This is a genomic window from Nonomuraea sp. NPDC003707 (genome assembly GCF_053587055.1).
Genome location: NZ_JBSFNK010000046.1, coordinates 61,309 through 82,849, shown reverse-complemented (window position 1 = coordinate 82,849; position 21,541 = coordinate 61,309). Strand labels below are relative to the sequence as shown.

The 21,541-nt window shown below is 71.5% G+C and carries 7 protein-coding genes; 2 read left to right on the top strand and 5 right to left on the bottom strand.

From position 1 onward, the window contains the following. Both ACWDRB_RS58750 and ACWDRB_RS58745 read left to right on the top strand, forming a co-directional pair. Positions 1 to 684, top strand: a 684-nt coding sequence (locus ACWDRB_RS58750) for a carbohydrate ABC transporter permease (RefSeq protein WP_449910198.1), incomplete at its 5' end; no start/stop codon positions are given. A gap of 7 nt (positions 685 to 691) precedes the next feature. After that, entirely contained in the window at positions 692 to 3,259 is a 2,568-nt protein-coding gene (locus ACWDRB_RS58745) for a family 78 glycoside hydrolase catalytic domain (protein ID WP_449910196.1), read from the top strand. Positions 3,260 to 3,371: 112 nt separating this feature from the next. Here ACWDRB_RS58745 and ACWDRB_RS58740 read toward each other — a convergent pair whose 3' ends face one another. The 5 genes from ACWDRB_RS58740 to ACWDRB_RS58720 form a co-directional block, all read right to left on the bottom strand. Continuing rightward, complete coding sequence (locus ACWDRB_RS58740) at positions 3,372 to 5,615, bottom strand: hypothetical protein (RefSeq protein ID WP_449910194.1); 2,244 nt, start codon at positions 5,613 to 5,615, stop codon at positions 3,372 to 3,374. An 83-nt stretch (positions 5,616 to 5,698) separates the two neighbouring features. After that, positions 5,699 to 6,970: a cytochrome P450 gene (locus ACWDRB_RS58735; protein WP_449910193.1), complete on the bottom strand. Its 1,272-nt coding sequence runs from the start codon at positions 6,968 to 6,970 to the stop codon at positions 5,699 to 5,701. A 1-nt stretch (position 6,971) separates the two neighbouring features. Beyond that, a complete protein-coding gene (locus ACWDRB_RS58730) occupies positions 6,972 to 7,172 on the bottom strand; it encodes a ferredoxin (RefSeq protein ID WP_449910192.1) in 201 nt (66 codons plus the stop codon). Beyond that, entirely contained in the window at positions 7,169 to 7,876 is a 708-nt protein-coding gene (locus ACWDRB_RS58725) for a TetR/AcrR family transcriptional regulator (RefSeq protein ID WP_449910190.1), read from the bottom strand. The genes ACWDRB_RS58730 and ACWDRB_RS58725 overlap by 4 nt, the downstream gene beginning before the upstream one ends. Before the next feature lie 176 nt (positions 7,877 to 8,052). Then, positions 8,053 to 21,423 carry a Tc toxin subunit A-related protein gene (locus ACWDRB_RS58720; RefSeq protein WP_449910188.1) on the bottom strand — a complete coding sequence of 4,457 codons (13,371 nt, stop codon included), beginning with the start codon at positions 21,421 to 21,423 and terminating at the stop codon, positions 8,053 to 8,055. Positions 21,424 to 21,541 lie beyond the last annotated feature (118 nt).

Sequence of the window (21,541 nt, the reverse complement as noted above, 5' to 3'; positions counted from 1 at the left end):
AACTGGCCGATCGTGCAGAACTTCGTGGACGTGATCGAGGCCCGCGACTACGTGCTGCTGCGCGCGTACGTCAACAGCACCGTCCTGACCGTCGCGTCGGTCGCGCTGATCGTCGTGTTCGCCTCCATGGCCGCGTTCGTGCTGCAGCGCCGCACGGGCAAGCTCGGCTCGGTGGCCAACTTCCTGGTGCTGACCGGGCTGATCATCCCGCCCGCGATCGTGCCCACCATCTGGCTGCTGCAGGCGCTCGGCCTGTTCAAGACCCTGCCGGGGCTGATCCTCATCGAGGTGGCCTTCCACATGGCGTACTCGGTGCTGCTGTTCCGGGCGTTCATCGCGGCCATCCCGCGTGAACTGGACGAGGCCGCCCAGATCGACGGCTGCACCGGGCTCGCGCTCTTCTTCCGGGTGGTCTTCCCCCTGCTCAAGCCGGTCACCATCACCGTGGTCCTGACCACCTCGGTGGCCATCTTCAACGACTTCGTCAACCCGCTCTACTTCACCCCCGGCGACGACAACGCCACCGTGCAGGTGACCCTCTACAACTTCCAGAGCCAGTACAACACCCAGTGGAACCTGCTCTTCATGGACATCGTCCTGATCACGATCCCACCGCTGCTGCTCTTCATCTTCTTCAACCGCAAGATCGTCGCCGGCATGACCGCCGGCGCCATCAAGGGCTAGGAGACCCGTGACCCTCGTGCATGTCGAAGCGCCCGTCTTCGAACACCACCACGACCCCATCGGCATCGGCGAAAGCGCTCCGCGTCTGTCGTGGACCGTCGCCACCGAACTCCCCGGCTGGCGGCAGCAGGCGTACGAGATCGAGCTCAGCGACGGCACGGCCACCGGCCGGGTCGAGTCGGCGGAGTCGGTGCTCGTGCCCTGGCCGGGCGGCGAACTCGGCTCGCGCGAACGGCGCGGTGCCCGGGTGCGCGTACACGGCCGCGACGGCTCGGTCAGCGACTGGAGCCCCTGGTCGTGGGCGGAGGCCGGGCTGCTGGAGCCGGCCGACTGGACGGCGGGCGCGGCGGCGCCGCCGCTGGAACTGCTGGGCCTCCCCGACGGCCCCGCGCTGCTGCTGCGCCGCGACTTCACCGTCCGCGGCCCGATCGAGCGGGCCCGCCTGTACGTCACCGCCCACGGCGTCCACGAGACCGAGATCAACGGCCGCGTCGTGGGCGACGACGTCCTGGCGCCCGGCTGGACCAGCTACGGCCACCGCCTGCGCTACCGCACGCACGACGTCACCGACCTGCTGACCGAGGGTGCCAACGCGATCGGCGCCACCCTCGCCGACGGCTGGTACCGAGGCCGGATCGGCTTCCGGGGCGGCAAGAGCGACCTGTACGGCGACCGTACCGCGCTCATCGCCCAGCTCGAGATCGCCTACGCCGACGGCACCACCGACGTGCTGGCCACCGACGGGAGCTGGCGCTGCGTGACCGGGCCCGTCACCGCCGCCAGCCTGTACGACGGCGAGAAGTACGACGCCCGCCTGCTGCCGTCCGGCTGGTCGGGCTCCGGCTTCGACGACGCGGCCTGGCTGCCCGCCGACTCCCTCCCGCACGACCCGGCCCTGCTCGTCGCGCCGACGGGCCCGCCGGTCCGGCGCATCGAGACGCTGGCGCCGGTGGAGACGCTGACCGGGCCGGACGGGGAGACGATCCTCGACTTCGGCCAGAACATCGCCGGCCGCCTGCGCATCCGCGTCCAGGGCCCGGCCGGGCACACGGTGACGCTCCGGCACGCCGAGGTCCTGGAGAACGGCGGGCTGGCCATCCGCCCGCTGCGCGACGCCGCCGCGCTCGACCAGTACACGCTGCGCGGCGACGACGGACCGGAGGAGTGGGAGCCGCGCTTCACCACGCACGGCTTCCGCTACGCGCAGATCGACGGCTGGCCCGGCGAGCTGGACCCGGCCTCCGACGTCGTGGCCGTGGTCTGCCACACCGACATGCGCAGGACCGGCGACTTCACCTGCTCGGACCCGCTGCTGTCCCGGCTGCACGACAACGTCGTGTGGAGCATGCGCGGCAACTACGTCGACCTGCCCACCGACTGCCCCCAGCGCGACGAGCGGCTCGGCTGGACCGGCGACATCCAGGTCTTCGCGCCGGCCGCCGCCTTCCTGTTCGACTGCTCGGGCCCGCTGGCGTCCTGGCTCGCCGACCTGGCCGTCGAGCAGGTCCAGGAGGGCACCGTGCCGCATTACGTGCCGTGGGTGCCGCTGCTGTTCGGCAACTCGCCGACCGCCGCGTGGGGCGATGCCGCGGTGCTCGTGCCGTGGACGCTCTACCAGCGCTTCGGCGATCTCGGGCTGCTGCGCCGGCAGTACGCCAGCATGAAGGCGTGGGTGGACCAGGTGGACGGGCTGGCCGGCGACGACCACCTGTGGAACGAAGGCTTCCAGTTCGGCGACTGGCTGGACCCGGCCGCGCCGCCGGACGACCCCGGCAGGGCCCGTACCGACCACGCGCTCGTCGCCACCGCCTACCACGCCCACACCGCCGCGGTCCTGGCCGAGACGGCGGCCCTGCTGGGTCACGACTCCGACGCCGGGCACTACGCGGCCCTGGCGCGGGAGGTGCGCGAGGCGTTCCGCCGGGAGTTCGTCACCCCGTCGGGGCGGCTGGCGTGCGACACCCAGACCGCCTACGCCCTGGCCCTGACCTTCGATCTGCTGGACGGGGCCGAGCAGCGGGAGCGGGCCGGGCGGCGCCTGGTCGAGCTGGTCGGCCAGGACGACCACCGCATCGGCACCGGGTTCGTCGGCACGCCGCTCATCTGCGACGCGCTCTGCTCGGTCGGGGCGTACGACACGGCCTACCGGCTGCTGCTCCAGCGCAACTGCCCGTCCTGGCTCTACCCGGTGACGATGGGCGCCACGACGATCTGGGAGCGCTGGGACAGCCTGCTGCCCGACGGCTCGGTCAACCCCGGTGAGATGACGTCGTTCAACCACTACGCGCTCGGCGCGGTGGCCGACTGGATGCACCGCACCGTGGCCGGGCTCGCCCCGGCCGCCCCCGGCTACCGCCGCCTGCGCGTCGCGCCCCGGCCGGGCGGCGACCTCACGCACGCCTCGGCCCGCCTCGACACCCCGTACGGCCTCGCGTCCGTCTCGTGGGAGCGGGACGGCGAGACACTCACGGTCACGGCGACCGTGCCCCCGGGGACGGTCGCCGAGGTGGACCTGCCGGGCGCCATCCCGCAGGAGGTGGGCGCCGGGACCCACACGTTCACCACGACGATGTGACCCTCGATGCCGGGCCGGTGGCGGGTCTACCGCCACCGGCCCGTGCTGCTCCAGTTCCTCCCCCTTCGGGCGCTGTGCCTGGAGGCTGGCCACGCGGACGTTGCGTATCCGTTCAGCTTCCGCTTGGCTTGCGATAGGAGACGACCTTGTCGCCGTTCGCCGGGTAGGCCATGATCAGCAGCCGCTGGGTGCCGTACTTGTCGCCCTTCCAGGGGACCCAGGCGAAGTGCACCCGGATGCGGTAGTGGCCCTTGCGGCCGTAGAGGGACAGGTCGGGCAGTTCGGTGCCGCTGAGGCCGTCCGACAGCACCATCTGCCCGGACGAGCTCAGGTAGCCGACCTCCACCACCTGCTCCCAGCCCTTGGTCTCCACGGGCGGGCGGCGGGCGTAGGTCTCCAGGGTGACGCAGACGTGGGAGTCGGAGTGGGTCACCACGGCCAGGTGGCCGGGGCCGCTCCCGACCAGTCCGTTGTCCACGGCTTCGGCGTAGACCTCCGCCGGGTCCTCGCCGTCGTCCGTCTCGTCGTACATCTCCAGACCTCCCTCTGGCCACTCGGGCTTCTTGAGGACGGAGGATCGGGCGGGCGGGACGAGGGGGCGGTGGCGCGGGGCCGCGTCGCATTTGCGCTGTTCCTCCGCCTCCCATTCCTCGAACTCCCGGTCCGCGGCGGCGCGTTCGGCCTTGATCGTCGCGTCGGCGCGCGGGCAGATCCCGGCGAGCGTCGAGGCCAGGCTCTCGGCGTTCACCCGCAGGCGGGCCAGCTCCCGCCGGTCGTCGCGGGTGTAGGCGTCGCACAGGCGGCGGCCGTGGGCGAGCAGCACCTGGTCGGGGGTGGTGGCGGCGAACGTACGGCCGGCGCGTACCGCGCACACGAACGCCCGCTCGCCCGTCGGCGGCGGGGGCTCCTCGTCGTACTCCCAGGAGTCGCGCGGCGAGCAGTCCTCGGCCGTGGTGACGGGGCCGCGCGCCAGGTCGGCGGCCGGGACGACGCACAACGCCGCGGCCACGGCCAGCAGGTGGCGCAGGGGGCGGCGCTTCGGGGCGGCGCCGTACAAAACGGTCAGGATGAGGGCCGACGCGGCGAGCGCGGCGCCGTACCACAGCGGCGAGACCCCGAACCGGAACCCGCCGTCCTCACCCCTGCCCAGCAGCGCTTCGGGGTAGATCAGCATCCCGTGGGAGAGGGACTCCTCGCCCGGGTCGGGTTCGTACGTGAGGAAGGAGACGGCGCCGATCACGGCGGCCAGCGCCAGAACGTTGACCGTGGCGCGCAGCAGCGGCCGGGTCCTGCGGACGACCGCGATCAGGATCAGCGCGGCGGGCGCGCCCACGCCGATGAGCACGTCGAAGGCGAACCACGTCATGATCGCGCCGGCGCCCGTCTCCTCGCGCAGGAACCTCTCGATCACGCCCCTGGGGCCGATCCACAGCACCGAGCCCTGCGCGAGATTGACGGCCGCGGGGACGAGCGGGAGCGCGACGGCCACGGCCGCGAACGGCCAGGGGCGCGCCGCCGCCCGCTCGGGCGCGGGCCGGACCAGGGGCGACTGCGGGATCGGGTTGGCCAGCTCGTGGGCGGAGCGGGCGTCCCACACCATGCCGAAGACGCTCGCCGCGCCCAGGAGGCTGTGGTACAGGAGGGAATAGTTGATCTCGTCATACACCAGCATGTACGAGTACGACGACGGCGACACGAACGACATCGCCCCCGAGATCGCGCCCGTCCACACCGTGGTCCGGCTCCAGCGCGGATCCCTGGCCTGGCCCACCAGGATCGGCACCACCCACAGGACCCAGATGAATTCGTCCAGCCCGCCGAACGAGCCGATGCTCACGAGGGCAGCCAGGTCGAACCAGTAGGCGATGCTGGTGGCGATCAGCGAGACGGCGCTGAGCGTGCCCGCCACGAGCGCGAGGAGCCGCCATCCCCGGGACAGCACCGGGGCGAGGACCAGCGGAAACAGCCAGACGACAAGCAGTTGGAGCAGGCCGCCGAGCACGCCCGTCCACCATGCGTACGGGATCGGGAGCCGGACGACCAGCGTCAGGGCGAGGCCGGCGTACAGGGCCGCGCGGAGCAGCGCGACCCGCCTGCCCCTGCCGGTCAGCGCTCCGGCGGCGCGCCCGCGCAGCGCCTGCCAGTAGGCCCAGCCCTGCAGCAGCCCGGCCGCCACGACGAGGAGCTCCGCCCACCAGACGAACGGAACCTCGCGCGGGTCCCACTCCCCCACGACCAGCCGCCGCAGCAGCGCGGGGTCGCGGGTGACCAGCGCGACGACGCCGAGCGCGACGACCAGGGCCGCGTAGGCGAGGGCGAGCGGCGCGGCGATCCGGCCGAAACGGTAGCGGCGCACGGGGCATCCTCGGGGGGCGGTTCGGACCGGGCAAAGGCGCCCAACCCTAGCGAGCCACCCCGAAGATGATCAAGTATCGGTGGTCAGCCGACGCGGAGCGGGAGCGTACGCGGGCCGCGGACCTGGCCCGTGGCCCAGGTGACCGCCGCCGGGTCGTCGAGGCCGAAGACCGGGATGCGCTCCAGCCACACCTCCAGGGCGATCCGCAGCTCCATGCGGGCCAGGTGGGAGCCCACGCAGCGGTGGATGCCCAGGCCGAAGGCGGCGTGCCGGTTGACCTCGCGGTCGATGACGACCTCGCCGGCCCGGTCGAACTGCTCCGGGTCGCGGTTGGCCGCCGGGAACGACAGCAGGACCCAGTCGTCGGCCTTCATGTCGACGCCGTTCCAGCGCATGTCCTCCTTGACCAGCCGCGCCATGGTGACCGGCGCGTAGGCCCGCAGGAGCTCCTCCATCGCGGCCGGCAGCAGCCCGGGCTCGGCCACCAGCCGCTCGCGGTCGCGCGGCGTCTTGGCCAGATGCCACAGCGACGCCCCGATCGCGCTCCACGTGGTGTCGATCCCGGCGATCAGCAGCAGCGCCATCGTCCCCGCCACGTGCGAGGACTCCAGCTTCCGCCCGTACAGCTCGGCGTCGACGAGGTAGGTCGTCAGGTCGTCGCGCGGGTGGTCCACGTGGTCGCGGATCTGGACGAGCAGGTAGTCGAACAGCTGCTCCATCCCCTCCATGCGCTTCTCCGCCGGCCGGTTCACGCCTTCGAGCGCGTTCTCGATGAACTCGCGGAAGCGGGGCCCGTCCTCGGGCGGGAAGCCGAGCATGTCGGCGATGACCCGCATCGGGATGTGCTGGGCGTAGTCGCGGGCCGCGTCCACCACGTCCTGGCCGGCTAACCCGTCGATGAGCTCATGGCAGAGCGCCCGCGTCGACGCCTCCCGCCTGGCGACGGCGGTCTTGGTGAACGCCGGCAGCAGCAGCCTGCGCGCGTCGTGGTGGAACGGCGGGTCGGAGGAGATCGGCGGCGAGCCGCCGATCGGCGCGACCTCGCGGTGCGGCCGGAAGTTGCTCATGATGATCGAGCGCGAGGAGAAGCGCTCGGTGTCGTACGCGATGGCCGCCACGTCCTCGTGCCGCGTCGGCAGCCAGCCGCCGCCGAAGCGGTCGGTGTGCGCGATCGGGCAGCGCTGCCGCAGCTCGTCCTGGATGGGGTACGGGTCCGCGGCCCACTCGGGCTCCAGGTGGGAGAAGTCGGTCGCCCAGTCGGACACCGGGCCGGTGACGATCTCATTGCGCGTGCCGAGGGGCGGGTCGTCTCCCGTGCCCCGGAAATCCTGGCTGAAACGGTCGTCAACGGTCATCTCACGCCTCCTCCTCGAGGTCGATCGCCCGCTCCGGGCAGTTGGCCACCGCCAGGCGCGCCGCCGGCTCCTCCCCCGGCGGCACGACGCCGTCGCCGACGACCTGGCCGTAGCCCTCGCCGTCCTCGCCGAACAGGCCCTGGGCCAGGTCGTAGCAGCGGCCGTGTCCCTGGCAGCGCCCGGGATCGATCTGTACTTTCACTGCGGCTTCTCCGCTCTCTCTGGTGGGGCGATGGGCGGGTCTTCCGCTCTGTCCGGTGGGGTGTTGGGCGGGTTTTTCGCTTCGTCCGATGGGGCGATGTGCGGGTTCTCCGCTTCGTCCGGTGGGGCGATGGCGGCCACGACGCGGGTCAGCAGCGCCGACCACTCGGCGTCGTCGACGGCGTGCAGGTCCGGCGTGATGAGCGCGCTGCCCATCGCCAGCAGCAGGCAGAAGTGGGCCAGCGCGTCCGGCGACAACCCGGGGTCCAGCTCTCCGTCTCCCTGGCCCGTGCGTACCAGCTCGGCGATCCAGTCGGCCCGCTCCCCCACGTAGTCACGCATCGGCCGGGCGACGTCCTCGTCCCGCCTGGCCGCGACCAGCGCCTCCACGACGAGGTAACCGGGAGCCTCACGGGGCCGCGGCAGCCGGCGCCCGAGAACCAGGAGCAGCTCCGCGGCCGACCGATCGGGGTCGGCGGCGAACAGGCCCGCCAGGATCCGCCGCCCGTGGGCGCGCAGCGCGGCGACGAGCAGTTCGGCCTTGGAACCGAAGTGCGCGTACAGCGCGCCGTTGCTCACCCCGGCGGCGGCGGCGATGTCGGCGACGCGCGTGCCGTCGTACCCGCGTGCGGCGAACACCTCGGCGGCCGCCTTCAGCAACCGCTCACGCGTCTCGGCGGCCGTGACGCCCGCGATGCGACCCATGAGTGAATTTAAAGATTGTTCATTTGATACGTCAAGCACGTCCCGGCCGCTGTCTGATTGTCTGGGCCCATGCGGCCGGTCGGGCTTCTTGGTCCGGACGTGCCGGGGGCGCGGCGTCGGGACGCGGTACGGCCCGTGCCCCCGACCAGGACTGGCCGGGGGCACGGGAGAGCCCGCTAGCGGGCGCGGTAGGACAGGATCAGGCCGAGACCCTCGAGAGCGGACTTGTCGCCTTCCAGGACCAGACGCCAGGTCCCGGCGGTGAGGCCGGGGGTCGGCAGGAGCTTGCCCTCGTTGAGCGTCAGGCGTCGTTCGCCGTTGAGGAGGAAGCGGGCCGATCCGTCGCCGGCCGGCGAGTACAGGGCGTACACGCCGGTGATGGCGCGGCCGGTCATGCCGGGGAACATGTCCGGGGTGAACGGGAGGGTCAGCGTGTCGTCGGAGCCGTCGACGAACGTCGACCACTCTTCGGGGAACTCCGCCGGGATGTCGCAATAGCGAGCCGTGGCATAGGGCTTGAGCATGCCCTTGACCGCGCCGGCGAAGAGCTCACCGCCCTGTTCGGCGGAGTACTTCACGGTGACGGTGACGTCCAGGAGTTGCGGGGCGCCGCCGGAGGGCAGCTCCAGGCGCCACCGGGAGACCGCGCCGGTGCCCTCGAAGGGAAGGTAACGCTCGTCGTCGTAGCGAAGGTCGAAGAGGCCGTTGTTGTCCTTGTACTCCTCCAGGTCCGACAGTGCGATCTGCTGGCCGCCGCGCCAGTCGGCGCGCAACGTCGCCGGCATCGGGCCCTTGGGGTCGAGGAGGTACTTGACGGCCTTGGGATCGGCCGCGAGCACCGTCCTGCTGTCCAGCTGGGTCAGCACGGCGTTGAGAGCGATCGGCCCCTCCGGGCCGGTGAAGGTGACCGACACCGTCTTGACGCGCCGGCGGTAGTGGCCGGGGAAGTCACGGTCGAAGAGGGCCTCGGTCAGGGCGAACTCGCAGCGGCCGGTGGTGCGGAGGCCGAGCGCGGCCACCGGGTCCAGCGCCAGCAGCGACACCTTCTTGATGATCTCCAGGCCACGGCGGTCGCTCTCGACCCACGCCTTGCCCAGCCGCTCCAGGTCCAGCCCCAGGCTTTCCGCGGCGAGCAGGCCGTTGCGCCGGCTCTCCCAGTAGAGCGGCTGGATGTAGTCGGCCTCCCCCTCGGGGACGCCCCGCTCGTACTGGAAGGACCGTTGCGCGGAGCGCGCCATGTCGTACGCCATCGAGTAGGTCTGGAAGTACAGCCCGGCCAGCCGCCCCGACATCCACTGGTACAGCTGGAGGTTGGTGAACTTGCCGGTCATGAAGGCGCCGACGGCCTCCTGGTTGGCGATCTGCTGATCCAGGATCTGCAGTTCGCGCTGGGCGGCCTTGAGCCGGAACTCGGCTGCCTTCACCTGGTGGCCGAGCTGCTCCACGTCGTTGCGGGCGACGGCGAGCTGGAAGGCCCAGTCGCCCGCCATCCGCTCCTGCTCGGCGCGGATGCCGAGCAGCTCGCCGATGACGTTCAGCGCCTCGGCCGCCGACGACGAGGCCTCGCCGCCGTGCTCCAGGGCCTCCGTCACCTGCTCGCGGCCCAGCTTGGTGCCCATGATGAACAGGCCCAGCAGGACGTCCGGCAGGCCCGAGGCGATGGCCGCGCCGGCCTGGAAACCGGTCGCGACGACGTGGGCGACCACCGCCGCGGACATCATGCCGAGCTGCGCCTGCTCCAGCGGCGTCAGCCCGGCGGCGATCAGCCCCTCGTAGTGGTCGACGCGGTTCTGCGCGCCCTGCTCGCTGACCTGCACCTCGCTCAGGCCCTGGGCGGCGATCTCCACCTCCGCCTCGCGCACGGCGCGGGTGAGGGCCAGGATCGTGCCCTCGTGCCGGTTGTTGAGCAGCGCCAGCTCCTCGGAGTCGCGGCGCTCCAGCACGCTGAGCAGGTCGCCGCCGAACTGCCGCAGCTTGTCCACCAGCTCCTGCGCCTTGCGGAAGACGGAGGAGAAGCGGTAGTGCGGCACCGGCAGGGTCGCGGCCGCGGCGAGCCGGTCGAGCGAGGCTCCTGCCGCCGCCCCGCGCACCAGCGCCATCACGTCGGCCGGCGGCTCGAACAGCGGCAACGGCCGGCTGACGCCCATGATGTCGAGCGAGGCCCGGATCTTGCGCAGCCGGTCCTCGACGCGGTCCCAGTACTCCAGGAAGACGCCGTTGGCGGGGACGTGGAAGTACGGTCCCGCGACGCTGGCGTGCACCTCGCCCGCCTTCTCCAGCATCGCGCCGCCCGCGGTGAGCTCCGGGAGCCCATCGTCCTCGGGCGCCCGGCGCAGCTCCTCGTAGGTGAGCGCGGGCGTGAGGGCCCGCGGGCCGAGGTCCTCGGGCGGCCGCTCGCCGAGCAGGTCGTAGGCGAAGATGTAGAGCATCCTGGCCTCGTCGACGCTCTCGGCGGTGTACTGCCTGAAGAGCAGGTCACCCCAGTCGAGCAGGTTGTCGACGTACGCCATCACGACCGCGCGCCGGTAGGCCGGCGGACGCAGCTCGGCGATGGCGTGCGGGTCGAAGGGATCCTCCAGGTACGCCTTCAGCAGCGCGGCCCGGTCGCCCATGAGGTCGTACTGCTGGCGCAGCCGGCCGAGCAGGGCGATGCGTTCCAGCAGGCCCTTCAGCGCCGGCCCGGCCCCCGGCGGCGCCTCCAGCGCGTTGAGCGCCTCCTCGATCGGCGGCACCCCGGCGGTCGACGGCCCGCCGGACGGCAGCTCGGCGAGGTAGTCCTTCTCAGTCTCGCTCAGCTCGCGCTGGTGCTGGAAGGCGGGGGCCATCGGCTCCACCTTGACCAGGATCGCCTCCAGGTCGGCGGCCGGCTTGCTCACGTCGGCCCCTCGACCGGCGAGCTCGGCCAGGTCGTGGCGGCAGCTCTGGACCAGCGCCTCGACGTCCGCCGCCAGGAACGGCAGGAAGCGCCAGTATCGCGGCATGGTGGGGTCGAAGACGTACTCGTACCAGGTGCGGGCGTCGTCGAAGCGCTGGGCGGCGTTGAGCGCCTGGGCGATGAGCGTGGGGGCGTGGAAGAAGACCTCCCAGTAGTAGATGCCGTTGCCGCTGTTGAAGTCCAGGTGCGTGCCGGCCGGCACGCCCTGCTCCGCGGTCGACTCGGTGACCATGATCGTGGTGGCGTCGGAGACCCGCGTGCTGAAGGACGGCAGCTCGTCGAGTTCCTGGATCTCCGGCGCGAGCAGCGCGGGCACGCCGCCCTCCAGCAGCGCCTTGTTCAGCCTGTACGCCGTGCTGGAGGTGAGCCTGATGACCTCGTGCGGCAGCGCGGCGATCTCGTACGGCCGCTGGACCTTCACCGACGAGGGGTAGGTGACGTACGTGGAGCCGAGGAACAGGTAGAGGTCGGTGCTGTCGAGCACGCCGTCCAGCCCCGTCTCCCAGCCGTCGGGCAGGCCGCCCCAGTTGCCGCTGACCGGGGAGAACTCCTTCATGGACGCCAGCTCTTCGCCGGGCCGCAGCACCGTGTAGTCCTGGTCGCTGAAGACGTAGCGCAGGCCCGAGCGCTGGAAGACGGCCCGGACGCGGCGGCTCATGGGCTTGGGATAGCCGGGGTCGGCCAGCGCGGCCACCTCGCCGCCCTTGAGCGTGTAGCGGACGTACTCGAGGTTCCTGGCGAGGAACAACGTGGCGTCCTTGCCGCCGGTGCCGGGGACGACGTAGGCCGCGTCGACGCCCTCGTCGGTGACGGCCGTCCTGGCCACGCCCAGGGGCTTGATGGGGGACGGCTCGCTCTGGACGTATTCCCTGGAACCGCTGCCGGACTGTCCCCGGCCCTTGCCGGGTTCCTCGCGGGTGATGGACAGGTAGGTGTGGGTGTCGTTGTTGAAGAAGTAGACGCTCTCGCCGTGGCGGAAGGGGGCGCTGACGGGGCCGGACTGCGGCAGGCCGTCCTTGTTGCCCCGCAACTGGATCGTGCGCTCGTTCTGGCTGTCCCCGCGCCGGTAGGAGTCGCCGTTCACGAGGAAGACGTCGTCGCCGCGGATCAGGAGCGCCCCCACCGGCGTGTTGCCGATCGCCCACGGCGGCTGGAAGGTCTCCAGAGGGTTGCCGGGACTGGTGCGGCGCATCCACACGTGCTGTCCGGCCGAGTGGTAGTACTCCACGCCGCTCGCGTCGACGGCGGCGGCGTCCACCTTGTCCCACTGCGGGAAACCCTCTTTGTTGCCGTTGATCAGCTTCGGATAGCCCACGTCGATCCTGCCGAAGGGGGCACCGGAGTAGCGGTAGTAGTACGCGCCGGAGAACAGGTAGAGGAACCCGTCCTTGACGATGGCCGCGTCGACCTCGGCCTTGTCGTCGTACAGGGGGGTGGGGACGTGTCCCCAGCGTTCGGCCGTCAGCGGCTTGCTGAGGCGGGTGGCGGTCGTCCGGGTCGCGGAGACCTCCACGTAGTAGGGACCGGAGCCGCTCTCGCCGGTGTTGTTGAAGAAGTACCTGACGCCGCCGGGCAGCTCGACCGCGGCGTGGATCGGGGACCACACCGGCAGCTTGTCAGGATTGCCGCTCAGCTGCCGCGGCTCCTCGCCGCTGCCCTCCGGGGCGATCGGCCGGCACAGGAAGCTGCCGCCCTTGTGGTCGACGCTCATCCACGGGTCGCTCTCGGCCCCGGCCGGCAGGGTCAGCTGGACGACCTTGGACTCCTCGATGGGCTCGCCGAAGATCTGCTCCAGCCGGGACGGCCGCACCGGCTCGGGCACGCCCTCGGCGCGGATGGCGTACAGCTCGGGGGTCAGCGCGAACGCCGACTGCACCTTCTGCGGGCCCTCCGGCTTGGCGACCGTGTAGGTGCAGGTGATCAGGATGGTGTCGTGCGTGCCGCCGTCCGGCACCGGCACGGTGGCGGACGCCTGGACGTACAGGCTGACGGCGTCGACGGGCGCGTCCAGCACGTCCTCCAGGGGCAGGACCTGCGAGGGCACCCATTCGCCGTTGAGGTTGCGGAAGGAGTAGTTGACGCGCACGCGGTACTTGGGCGGCGGCGGGGTGAGCGTGCGGTTGTCGCCGCTCTGCTGCTCGGTGAGCGTGGTCTGGGCGCCGGGCTCGGGCGCGACCGCCTCGGCCGTGGGCCAGAAGACGAAGATGCGGCCGAAGGCGTGCACCGGGTAGACGATCTCGGCCTCGACCTGCGCGTCGACCTTCAGCCACGGCTCCCAGGTGGCCGACAGGCGCCCGTCGTCCCTGAACTCCGCCTCGCGGCAGTAGTAGCGCCTCGGCTCGGTCCTGGTCCGGCCGAACAGCACCAGCCGCCGGACGCCCGCCTCGGCGCCGTCCGCGCGGAAGACGTAACCGCCGGCGATCGAGAGCCTGGAGACCTCGGTGTACTCGTCGAGGTAGCGCTTGTAGGCCTGCTCCACCTTCTCCTGGGTGATCTCGCCCTGCAGCAGGTCGTCCTCCAGGGCGCGGAAGGCGGGCGTCTTGGAGCCGCGCAGCTCGGGGCGCAGGTAGTTCTCCGGGTAGAGGAAGACCTTCCTGTTGGCCTCCCACAGGCGGTAGTTCTTCAGCCAGGCCCACCAGGTCCTGATCCGCCGCCTGGTCTCCTCCGGGTCCCGCCCGCCGGGGACCGTCACCCGCTCCAGGTCGAGCAGGTAGCGGTGCACGTAGAGCTGGGCGGCCGCGATGGCCTCGCGCACCCGTGAGGTGCGGCCCTGGCCGCCCATCTCGACGTCGGCCAGCAGCAGGTCGTACAGCTCTCCCGGGGTGCCCGGGGCGATCGAGACGAGGGCGTCGCGCTTGAGCACGTTGATCTCGTCGTGGACGGCGGCCGACAGCGTCTCCCACTCGCCGGTGTACAGGCGCTCCATGATCCCGTAGAGGGCGGTGTTCGCGGTCGCCAGGGCGGGCGAGTCGCCGAAGGCGGGCCGCCACACGTCGGTGTAGAGCGTGGACGGGGCTTCCCCCATCCGGTCGGTGAGCGTGAACAGCTCGACCAGGCGGAGCAGGAGCTCGACCTCGAAGCGGTCCTCCTCCCGCCGCACCGGTGCTGCGCTCACCGCCGCGGCCGCGATGGCCTCGGGTTCGGCGGTCAGGAGCGCGGCGTTGCGCTTGGCCCACCTGATCTCGTCGACGTCCCAGCCGAACAGGTCTCCCAGGTACGCGTACGGGTCCTGCACCACGGCCGGCGGGTCCAGCAGGAAGGCGGGCAGGCCGTCCGGGTGCCGGCGGGCGAGGTCGATGAACCTGGAGATCGTGTGCACGTCGCTCAGCCGGTAGTCGGCCGTGCCGCCCCAGCGGTAGCGGAACCGCTGCGGGTAGGTGCGGTCCACCTCGTGATAGCCGCGGGAGTAGCGTACGTATTCGTCGCCCTTGCACAGGTACGTGCGGTCCTCGAAGACGAAGGCGCCGTCGACGCCGGACTCGAAGCGGCCCGGCAGGTCGCCCCAGTCGTCCCGGACGGTACGGGGGTGGCCTTCCTCCACGAACTCCAGCGCGCCCGGACGGTAACGGACGTACTGCTCGCCCTTGAAGGCGTACAGCTCGCCGGTGGGCGCGGCGAAGGCGGCGTCGATCAGCCGGTGGCCGGCGTCGGCGAAGGCGTTGCGCACCTTGCCGAACAGGGCGTTGACGGGCTGCGCGGCCGGTTCGCCGACCCGCAGGCAGAGGTCGCCCTTGATCAGGTGGACGACGCCGGCGGGGCCCGGGGTGCGGAAGGCCGCGTCGAGGCCGTCGGCGAAGTCCGCGGGCGGGTCCTGCATGCGCAGATCGAAGGCGAGGCCGGGGAGGATGGCGCGGGGGTAGCCGTCGTCGGCGTACGCGTACTCGGTGCCGGTGTAGCGGACGTACTGGTCGCCGGAGAACAGGTAGGTGTGCGCGCCGGTGACGATCGTCGCGTCCACCTTCTCCCTCTCCACGAGATTGTTCCGGACGCGGCCGAGGACGGCGAGGTCGCGGGTGGCGGTCGCGGCGCGGGAGACGACGTGGCAGGAGCCGCCCGCGAAGAGGTAGGCGGTGCGGCCGTTGGCGATGGCGGCGTCGATCGCGTGGCCGGTGACCGCGTCGTCGAACGACTCCGGCAGGTTGGCGAAGGCCGCCTCGCGGCGCAGGTTGCCGACGATCTTCTTCGGGTAGCCGGGATCGATGTAACGGTATTCGGAGCCGGTGTAGCGGACGTAGCGGTCGCCGGAGAACAGGAACGTCGTGTCGTCGCCGAAGACGCAGGCGGCGTCGATCCTGGCGGTCGCGTCGTCGGGCACGAACGGGTTGGGCGACCTGCCCCACCGGTCGCGGATGACGGCGAGCGGGGCGAAGTCGTGCCCGTCATGGCGGGAGTACTGCTCGGAGAGGAAGAAGTACGTCGAGCCGTCCGGCGCGGTGAACGCCGTACGCAGCGCGTCACCGTCTTCCCTGCTGGATTCGAGGGTGCGCTCGAACCCGGGCCAGAGCCGCTCGATCGGGCGCGGGTAGGACCAGGCGCCGGCCCGCTCGTCGTACTGCACGCAGTGCTCGCCGAGCAGCAGGAGCATGGTGTCGCCCGCGAACAGCACCGCGTCGGGCACGGGGTGTCCGGGTATGCGGTACTGCTCGGGCACCTGCCAGAAGCTCTCGTCGGCGAGCTGCGGCTCGCCGTCGGGCTCGGTGTAGTCCGTGCCGGAGTAGACGAGGTAGCGCATGCGGCCTTCCTCGTCGGGCGACTCGAAGACGTACGTCTTCGTGCCGCGCACGTACGCGAGCGCGACGTCGTCCAGGCCGCCCCAGTGCTCGGAGATGAGCCGTGGCTCGCCGTCGATGGTGAGGCCGGGGTTGGGGGCGGCGGTGTCGGCGGGGCCGGGGTCGGCGTAGGCGACGAACTGGTCGCCGCTGAACAGGTACGTCCTGCCGTCCCGGCCGACGAACGCCGCGTCCACCTTGTTGTCCTGATAAATCGTGTTACGTGGCTTGCCCCACTCCTCGGCGAGGAGGTACGGCCTGTTCAGCCGCGTGTTGACGCAGTTCGGCCCCTTGAAGAGGTACGTGGTGCCGTCGGCGCCGCGCAGCACGGCGTCGAGCCCGCTCCGGAACTCCTCCGGCGCCGCGCGCAGCGACCGCGGCGTACCGGTCTCCTGCGCGAACCCGAAGCCCTCGACGGCCTCGACGCCCGCGCGATGGCGCCAGCCGTTCCCGTCCTCCGCCAGCAGCTTGCCGTCCTCCAGGAAGGCGCAGCTCAGCCCGCTCAACGAGGCGTCGTCGTAGCGGCGGTAGAGGCCGTCGGACACGATGTGGCAGCGGCCGGCGCGGAAGAGGTGGACGTTGCGGCGGTCGGCGAAGGCGGCGTCCACGCCGTCGAGCGTGACGTCCAGGGCCGCCATCCCGGGCTCCCGCGACAGCGCGGACAGCGCGGCCGGATAGCCGTCCTGCACGTGGTCGAGCTCCGTACCCAGGTAACGCACGTACTGGTCGCCGGAGAACAGGTAGGTGTAGTGGTTGTCCACCTTCCTGCCGTCGATCTCCTCCGTCACGGTCCTGGTCAGCGCGGCGTCCACCAGGCCCGTCCGGGCGATCCTGTTGACCACGTTGCCCCAGTACGCCGGGACCGAGGCCGGGTAGCGGTCGTCGGCCCTGGTGTAGTCGCCACCGGAGAAGCGGATGTACCGGTCGCCGGAGAAAACGTAGGTCCGGCCGTCCTTGCCGACGAAGGCGGCGTCCACCCTGGTGAAGGGCAGCAGGCTGTCCCAGTGGCCGTCGATCGTGCGCGGCTCCGACCACCAGCGGTGCCGGGCGTCGGACACCACGAAGCTGTCCTCGGCGAAGAGGTACGTGCGGCCGGTGCCGTCGGTGAAGACCGCGTCGATGACCGCGAAGCGGGGGTCGGCGGCCAGCGAGGCGGGCAGGTTCCACCAGTTGTCGGAGACCGGCTTGGGGTAGCCGGCGTCCGGGGTGGCGTAGTCCCTGGTGGAGTAGCGGACGTGGAAGTCGCCGCCGTCGGCGTGCACCTGGATGTGCAGCGGGTTCCTGCGGAGCGTCAGCGCGATGCCCTGCTCGGTGCCGACGTGCCACGTCCGGTACTCGTCCGTGCCCTCGGAGGTGACGGTGGCCTTCTCGGCCAAGGTCAGGCCGTGCTCCAGGAAGTGGCGGCGCAGCGCGGGTGACAGGCGGCCCTCGTTCAGCTCCGGCTCCTGGGCGAGCGGCACGTCGAACAGGTGGCCGCCCTGGCCGAACAGGTACGTCTTTCCGTCCATCACGAAGGCGGCGCCGACCTTGCGCAGCCCTCCCCAGTCGCCGGCGATCCTGCGCGGGTAGCCGAGGTCGACGACGGCGTAGTCGGCGCCGGAGTAGCGGATGTACCTCTCGCCGCTGAACAGGTAGGTCTTGCCGTCCATGCCCACGAGCCCGGCGTCCACGGCGCCGCCGGCCAGCACGTCGGCGACCTTGCCCCAGCGCTCGGCGGTCGGCTGCGGCACGCCGCCGCCGGAGGCGGCGAAGGAGACCGTCCTGCCGTCCTTGAACAGGTGCACCATCCCCGAGACGGGCTCGGTGAAGGCCGCCTCGACGCCGGTGTGGAACTCGCCGGGCAGGCGGGTGAACTCGGTCTCGATACGCCGCGGATAGCCGTCGTCCACCCGCACGCCGTCGTTCTCCACGCTGTCGGTGTAACGGACCACCTGGTTGCCGCGGAACAGGTACGTCCTGCCGTCGGGGCCGGTGAACGCGCAGTCGAGGCTCTGCGCGCCGTCGAAGGCGTTGCGGATGCGGCCCCACCGGGCGGAGATCGGCTGCTCCTGCCCGCCGATCTCGAAGTAGCGGCCGCCCGCGAACAGGTGGACATGCCCGTCCACGTCCTGGAAGGCCGCGTCGAGCGCCCCGGTGAACGCCTCGGGCAGCGGCGTGTCGTGGCCCTCGGCCTGCCACCATTCGGCGACGCCGCGCGGGTAGCCCTCGTCGACTGTCGTGAAATCGGGGCTCGAGTACCGGATGTACTGGTCGGCGCAGAACAGGTAGGTTATGCCGTTCTCGTCCACGTACGCGCTGTCGATCCGGCGCGGGGCCTCGAAGTTGTTCCTGACCTTGCCCCACAGCTGGTCACGGGGGGCCCAGCGGATGCTGCCCGGCTCCTTGACGAACAGCCGCGACACCTCCCGTTCGGGGACCTCGTCACCCTCGTCGCGCTCGACGGCGCGGCCGACGATCCACTCGGCGCCGCCGGGGAAGGCGAAGGCGGCGTCGACCCGGGTCAGCCCGGTGAACCGGGGCGACAGCTCGGTCAGCGCCTTGGACCTGGGGTCGAGCAGGGCGTACGTGTCGGCGGAGTAGGCCCAGTAGACGTCGCCGGCGAACACGTAGATATGGCCGTCGGAGCTGCGCAGCACCGCGTCGACGACGTCGACGCCCGGCGGCAGGGCCAGGGGTTCGGGGTATTTGCCGGTCAGGTCCTGGTCGTGGAAGGCGACGGCGACCTCGGTCTCGTCCATGCCGAGCTTGCCGGCCAGCAGCGCGAAGCGGCGGATGCGCTCGTAGGCGGCCTGGAAGTGCGGATCAGACAGCCGCCGGGGGACGGCGATGACCGGCGGGATGAGGATCTCCATCGCCTCGGGCAGCCCGCCGGCGACGCCCGCGCAGATCGCCGCGGCGCTCTCCTGAGGCACGCCGAACGCGTCGGCAAGCGCGGAGGTCAGCGCCTCCTGCTGCTGCCCGGCGCGGCTCTCCAGCGTGGCGGTCACCTCCTCGACCGCCTCGGCGAGCGCCACGGCGACCGCGTGCAGCAGGAAGAACACGTCCCGCTCGAAGTCCTCCAGCCCTTGCAGGGCGAAGCTGACGACGTTCGCCGGGTTGGCGAAGAAGGGGACCGCCTCGCGCGGCACGGACAGGCCGTCGGTGAGGTGTCCCTGCGCGATCAGCTTCTCGACGACCAGGCCCTGCTGTTCGTCGTCGAAGCCGAGCTCGCCCAGCGCCTCCAGGTGGATCCGGTACGGCCGCTCGTCCTGCGCGCACTCGGCGACCCGCCGGGCCACGATGGCGGTCTCGGCCGCGGTGAACCCGTCGCCGAGCGTCTCCACCTCGGCGACCGGCCAGCCGTCGCTCAGATAGGTGCCCTCCATCGCGGCCATCGCCCGCTGCGCCATCGCCAGGTCCGCGACCTCGGTGAAGTCCTCGGGGGTGAAGGTGTAGAGCTCGGCCTCCAGCTCGCCGATCTGGCGTTTCGCAGCGTCGAGCACGGCGTTCCGGTGCGGGTGGAATTCGGGCGGCAGCGCGAAGTCGGCGGGCCGGAGCGCGGCCAGCGCCTGCTTGTTCAGATAGCGGCCGTTCTCGTCGATGTAGCCGTTGAAGCGCAGCCCGTCCATCAGCCGGGCCAGCCGCGCCTCGCTGAGCCGCAGCCCTGTGAGGAGCCCGGGGTCGAGGACGAGCGGCTCGGCGCGGAAGGCGTCGATGCGCCGGCGCAGCAGGGTGAGCACCTCGGGGGCGACGTCGGACAGGCCGGCGTTGACGCGGAACGCCTCGACGTTCTCCTCGTCGGCGAAGAACGCCGGATCCTGGACGGCGCCCTCCTCGTCGACGTACCCGTGGTAGATCAGGTTGTCGTACAGCTCGTCGAGCTGGCCCTGGGACAGGTTGCCGACCGTGGCCAGATCGGAGGGGTAGAAGGACGAGGTGCCGTTGCCGACGCTGTTGATCAGCTTGAACAGCGCCTCCTTGAACGACGCGAAGTCCCGCTCCAGGTTCAGGGCGTAGTCGGTCTCGGGCATGCCCTCGGTGACGAGCGTGCCGTCGGCACGCAGCCGTCCGCTGAAGACGAGCTGCGCACGGATCTTGCCGGCCAGCCGCTCACCGAGCCCCAGTCCGATGAGATCGTCGTCGACGATCATGCCGAGGGAGGTGACCGCCTCGTGCGCGGCCACGGCCACCGTGTCCGGGTCGAGGCGCAGCAGAAGGGCGTCGCGTTCCGACACCACCGCGCCGGTGTGGGTCGCCAGCACGTCGTGTACGGCCTGCGCGGCCCGCGGCCCGAAACGCTCGCCCTCGAACATGGCCGGCTCCATGGCCACCGCCTGGAACCGCTGGTCGAGGCCCTCCAGCACCGCGAGCCGGTCATCCCCGCCGGACGCGCCGGGCCCACTGGACCCGCCGGACCCGCCGGACCCGCCGGACCCGCCGGACCCGCCGGACCCGCCGGACCCGCTCCCCAGGATCTCGGCCAGTTCCTGGGCGCCGAAGCCGCCATCCTGCATCCACCGGGCGACCGCGAGCAGCGTCTGGGCCAGCCACAGGCCGGAGGCGGGGTCGCCGCCCTCCAGGATGCGGTAGCAGTCCTGCGTCTTCGGCTCGACCCCGCCCAGGAGGGAGAACGTGGAATACCGCCACAGCGACGGGTCGCTCTCCAGCACCCCCAGCAGGTCGAACAGCTCCCCGGCGGACATGCCGAGCGCCGAGGTCAGCCTGCCTGTCCGCCGCAGCAGCGCGATCTGTGACGACCCGATCGGACCACGGTCGAAGGGGCTCGGCTCCAGGGCGCTGTAGCGGTCGCGGTAGCGCCGCACGGTCTCCATGATGTCGCTCTCGGAGGTCCCGATCCCGATGGCCAGCTTGCGGCGGTACTCCTTGTTGTGCGGGCCGAGGATGTCGCCCGACATCGCGGGCAGCTCCTCGGGCACCGGCTCGACCTCCGCCACCAGCCCGCACACCGCGTCGACGGTGAGGTCGTAGCCCTGCCGCAGGTGCACGGCGAGCGCGGTGATCCGCAGCGCGGCCGCGTCGAGCGTGCCCCCGCAGCACGTGGTCAGGACGCGATCGAGGTCGCTGAGGCCGAGCCCGGTCCACCTGGCCAGCCGGACGATCCGGCTGATCCGGTCGTACCAGCCGGAGGTGGCCCCCTCCAGCCGCGTGCCGTCCGGCGACATGGTGACCGGCTCGCTGCCCTGGTTGACGTACGAGTCCTTGGGCGGGCGCACGAGGTCGTCCGGCTCGCCTAGCAGCTCCCGCAACTGCAGCGCCGACAGGCCCGTCGCCTGCTTGAATCGTTCCACATCCGCGAGCGAGGTCAGCGGATCCTGCGGTGCGAGCCCGTAGAACGCCTTGATCCCCGCCTCGTCCGCCGGCGACGTCAGATGCGTGACGGCCTCCGCGGACAATCCCAGGAACAGCCGGGCCACCGTGTCGGCGTCGGCCACCGGAGCGAAGATCCGGTAGAGCTCGTCCGGTCCGGTCCTGAGGTGCCGGAGGTAGGTCTTGAAGCGCTCCTCGTCCAGCGAGAACGGCATCCCGAACGGGTACTTCAGCCGCTGCCGCATCCGCTCGTACGGCTGGTCCCCGGCGAGCCTCTCCAGCAGTTCGATGACGATGTCCAGGTACGGAGCCTCGCCGAAGGTGTTCTCCCCGTCCAGCAGGACCCTCTTCAGGTCGGCGCGCCGGTCGTCGCCGAGCAGCGACGGCTGCTCCAGAACGGTCTCGAGCAGCCCCAGGAGATCCGCGAGATAGGCCCCCGGCGAGTAGACCGTCCTGGCCTCGTCCTCCTGCCGATGATCGAGATTCGTGTCGTCGAACAGTTCCTCGTAGCTCGGGATCGGCTCGTTGCCCGCCATGCGTCCCCCCTCAGAGAAGCCTGTGTAGTCCGGACCGACTCCACAGAGCGGTCCGCGCCCTCACAGATACAAGCGCAGAAACCGCGCCACGAATATGGCGGCAAAGCCACCTGTGCTC

Bases quoted from the DNA above. Each gene is read 5' to 3' on its own strand.
- ACWDRB_RS58735 (WP_449910193.1), bottom strand. From the start codon at position 6,970: ATGACCGTTGACGACCGTTTCAGCCAGGATTTCCGGGGCACGGGAGAC.
- ACWDRB_RS58725 (WP_449910190.1), bottom strand. From the start codon at position 7,876: ATGGGTCGCATCGCGGGCGTCACGGCCGCCGAGACGCGTGAGCGGTTG.
- ACWDRB_RS58720 (WP_449910188.1), bottom strand. From the start codon at position 21,423: ATGGCGGGCAACGAGCCGATCCCGAGCTACGAGGAACTGTTCGACGAC.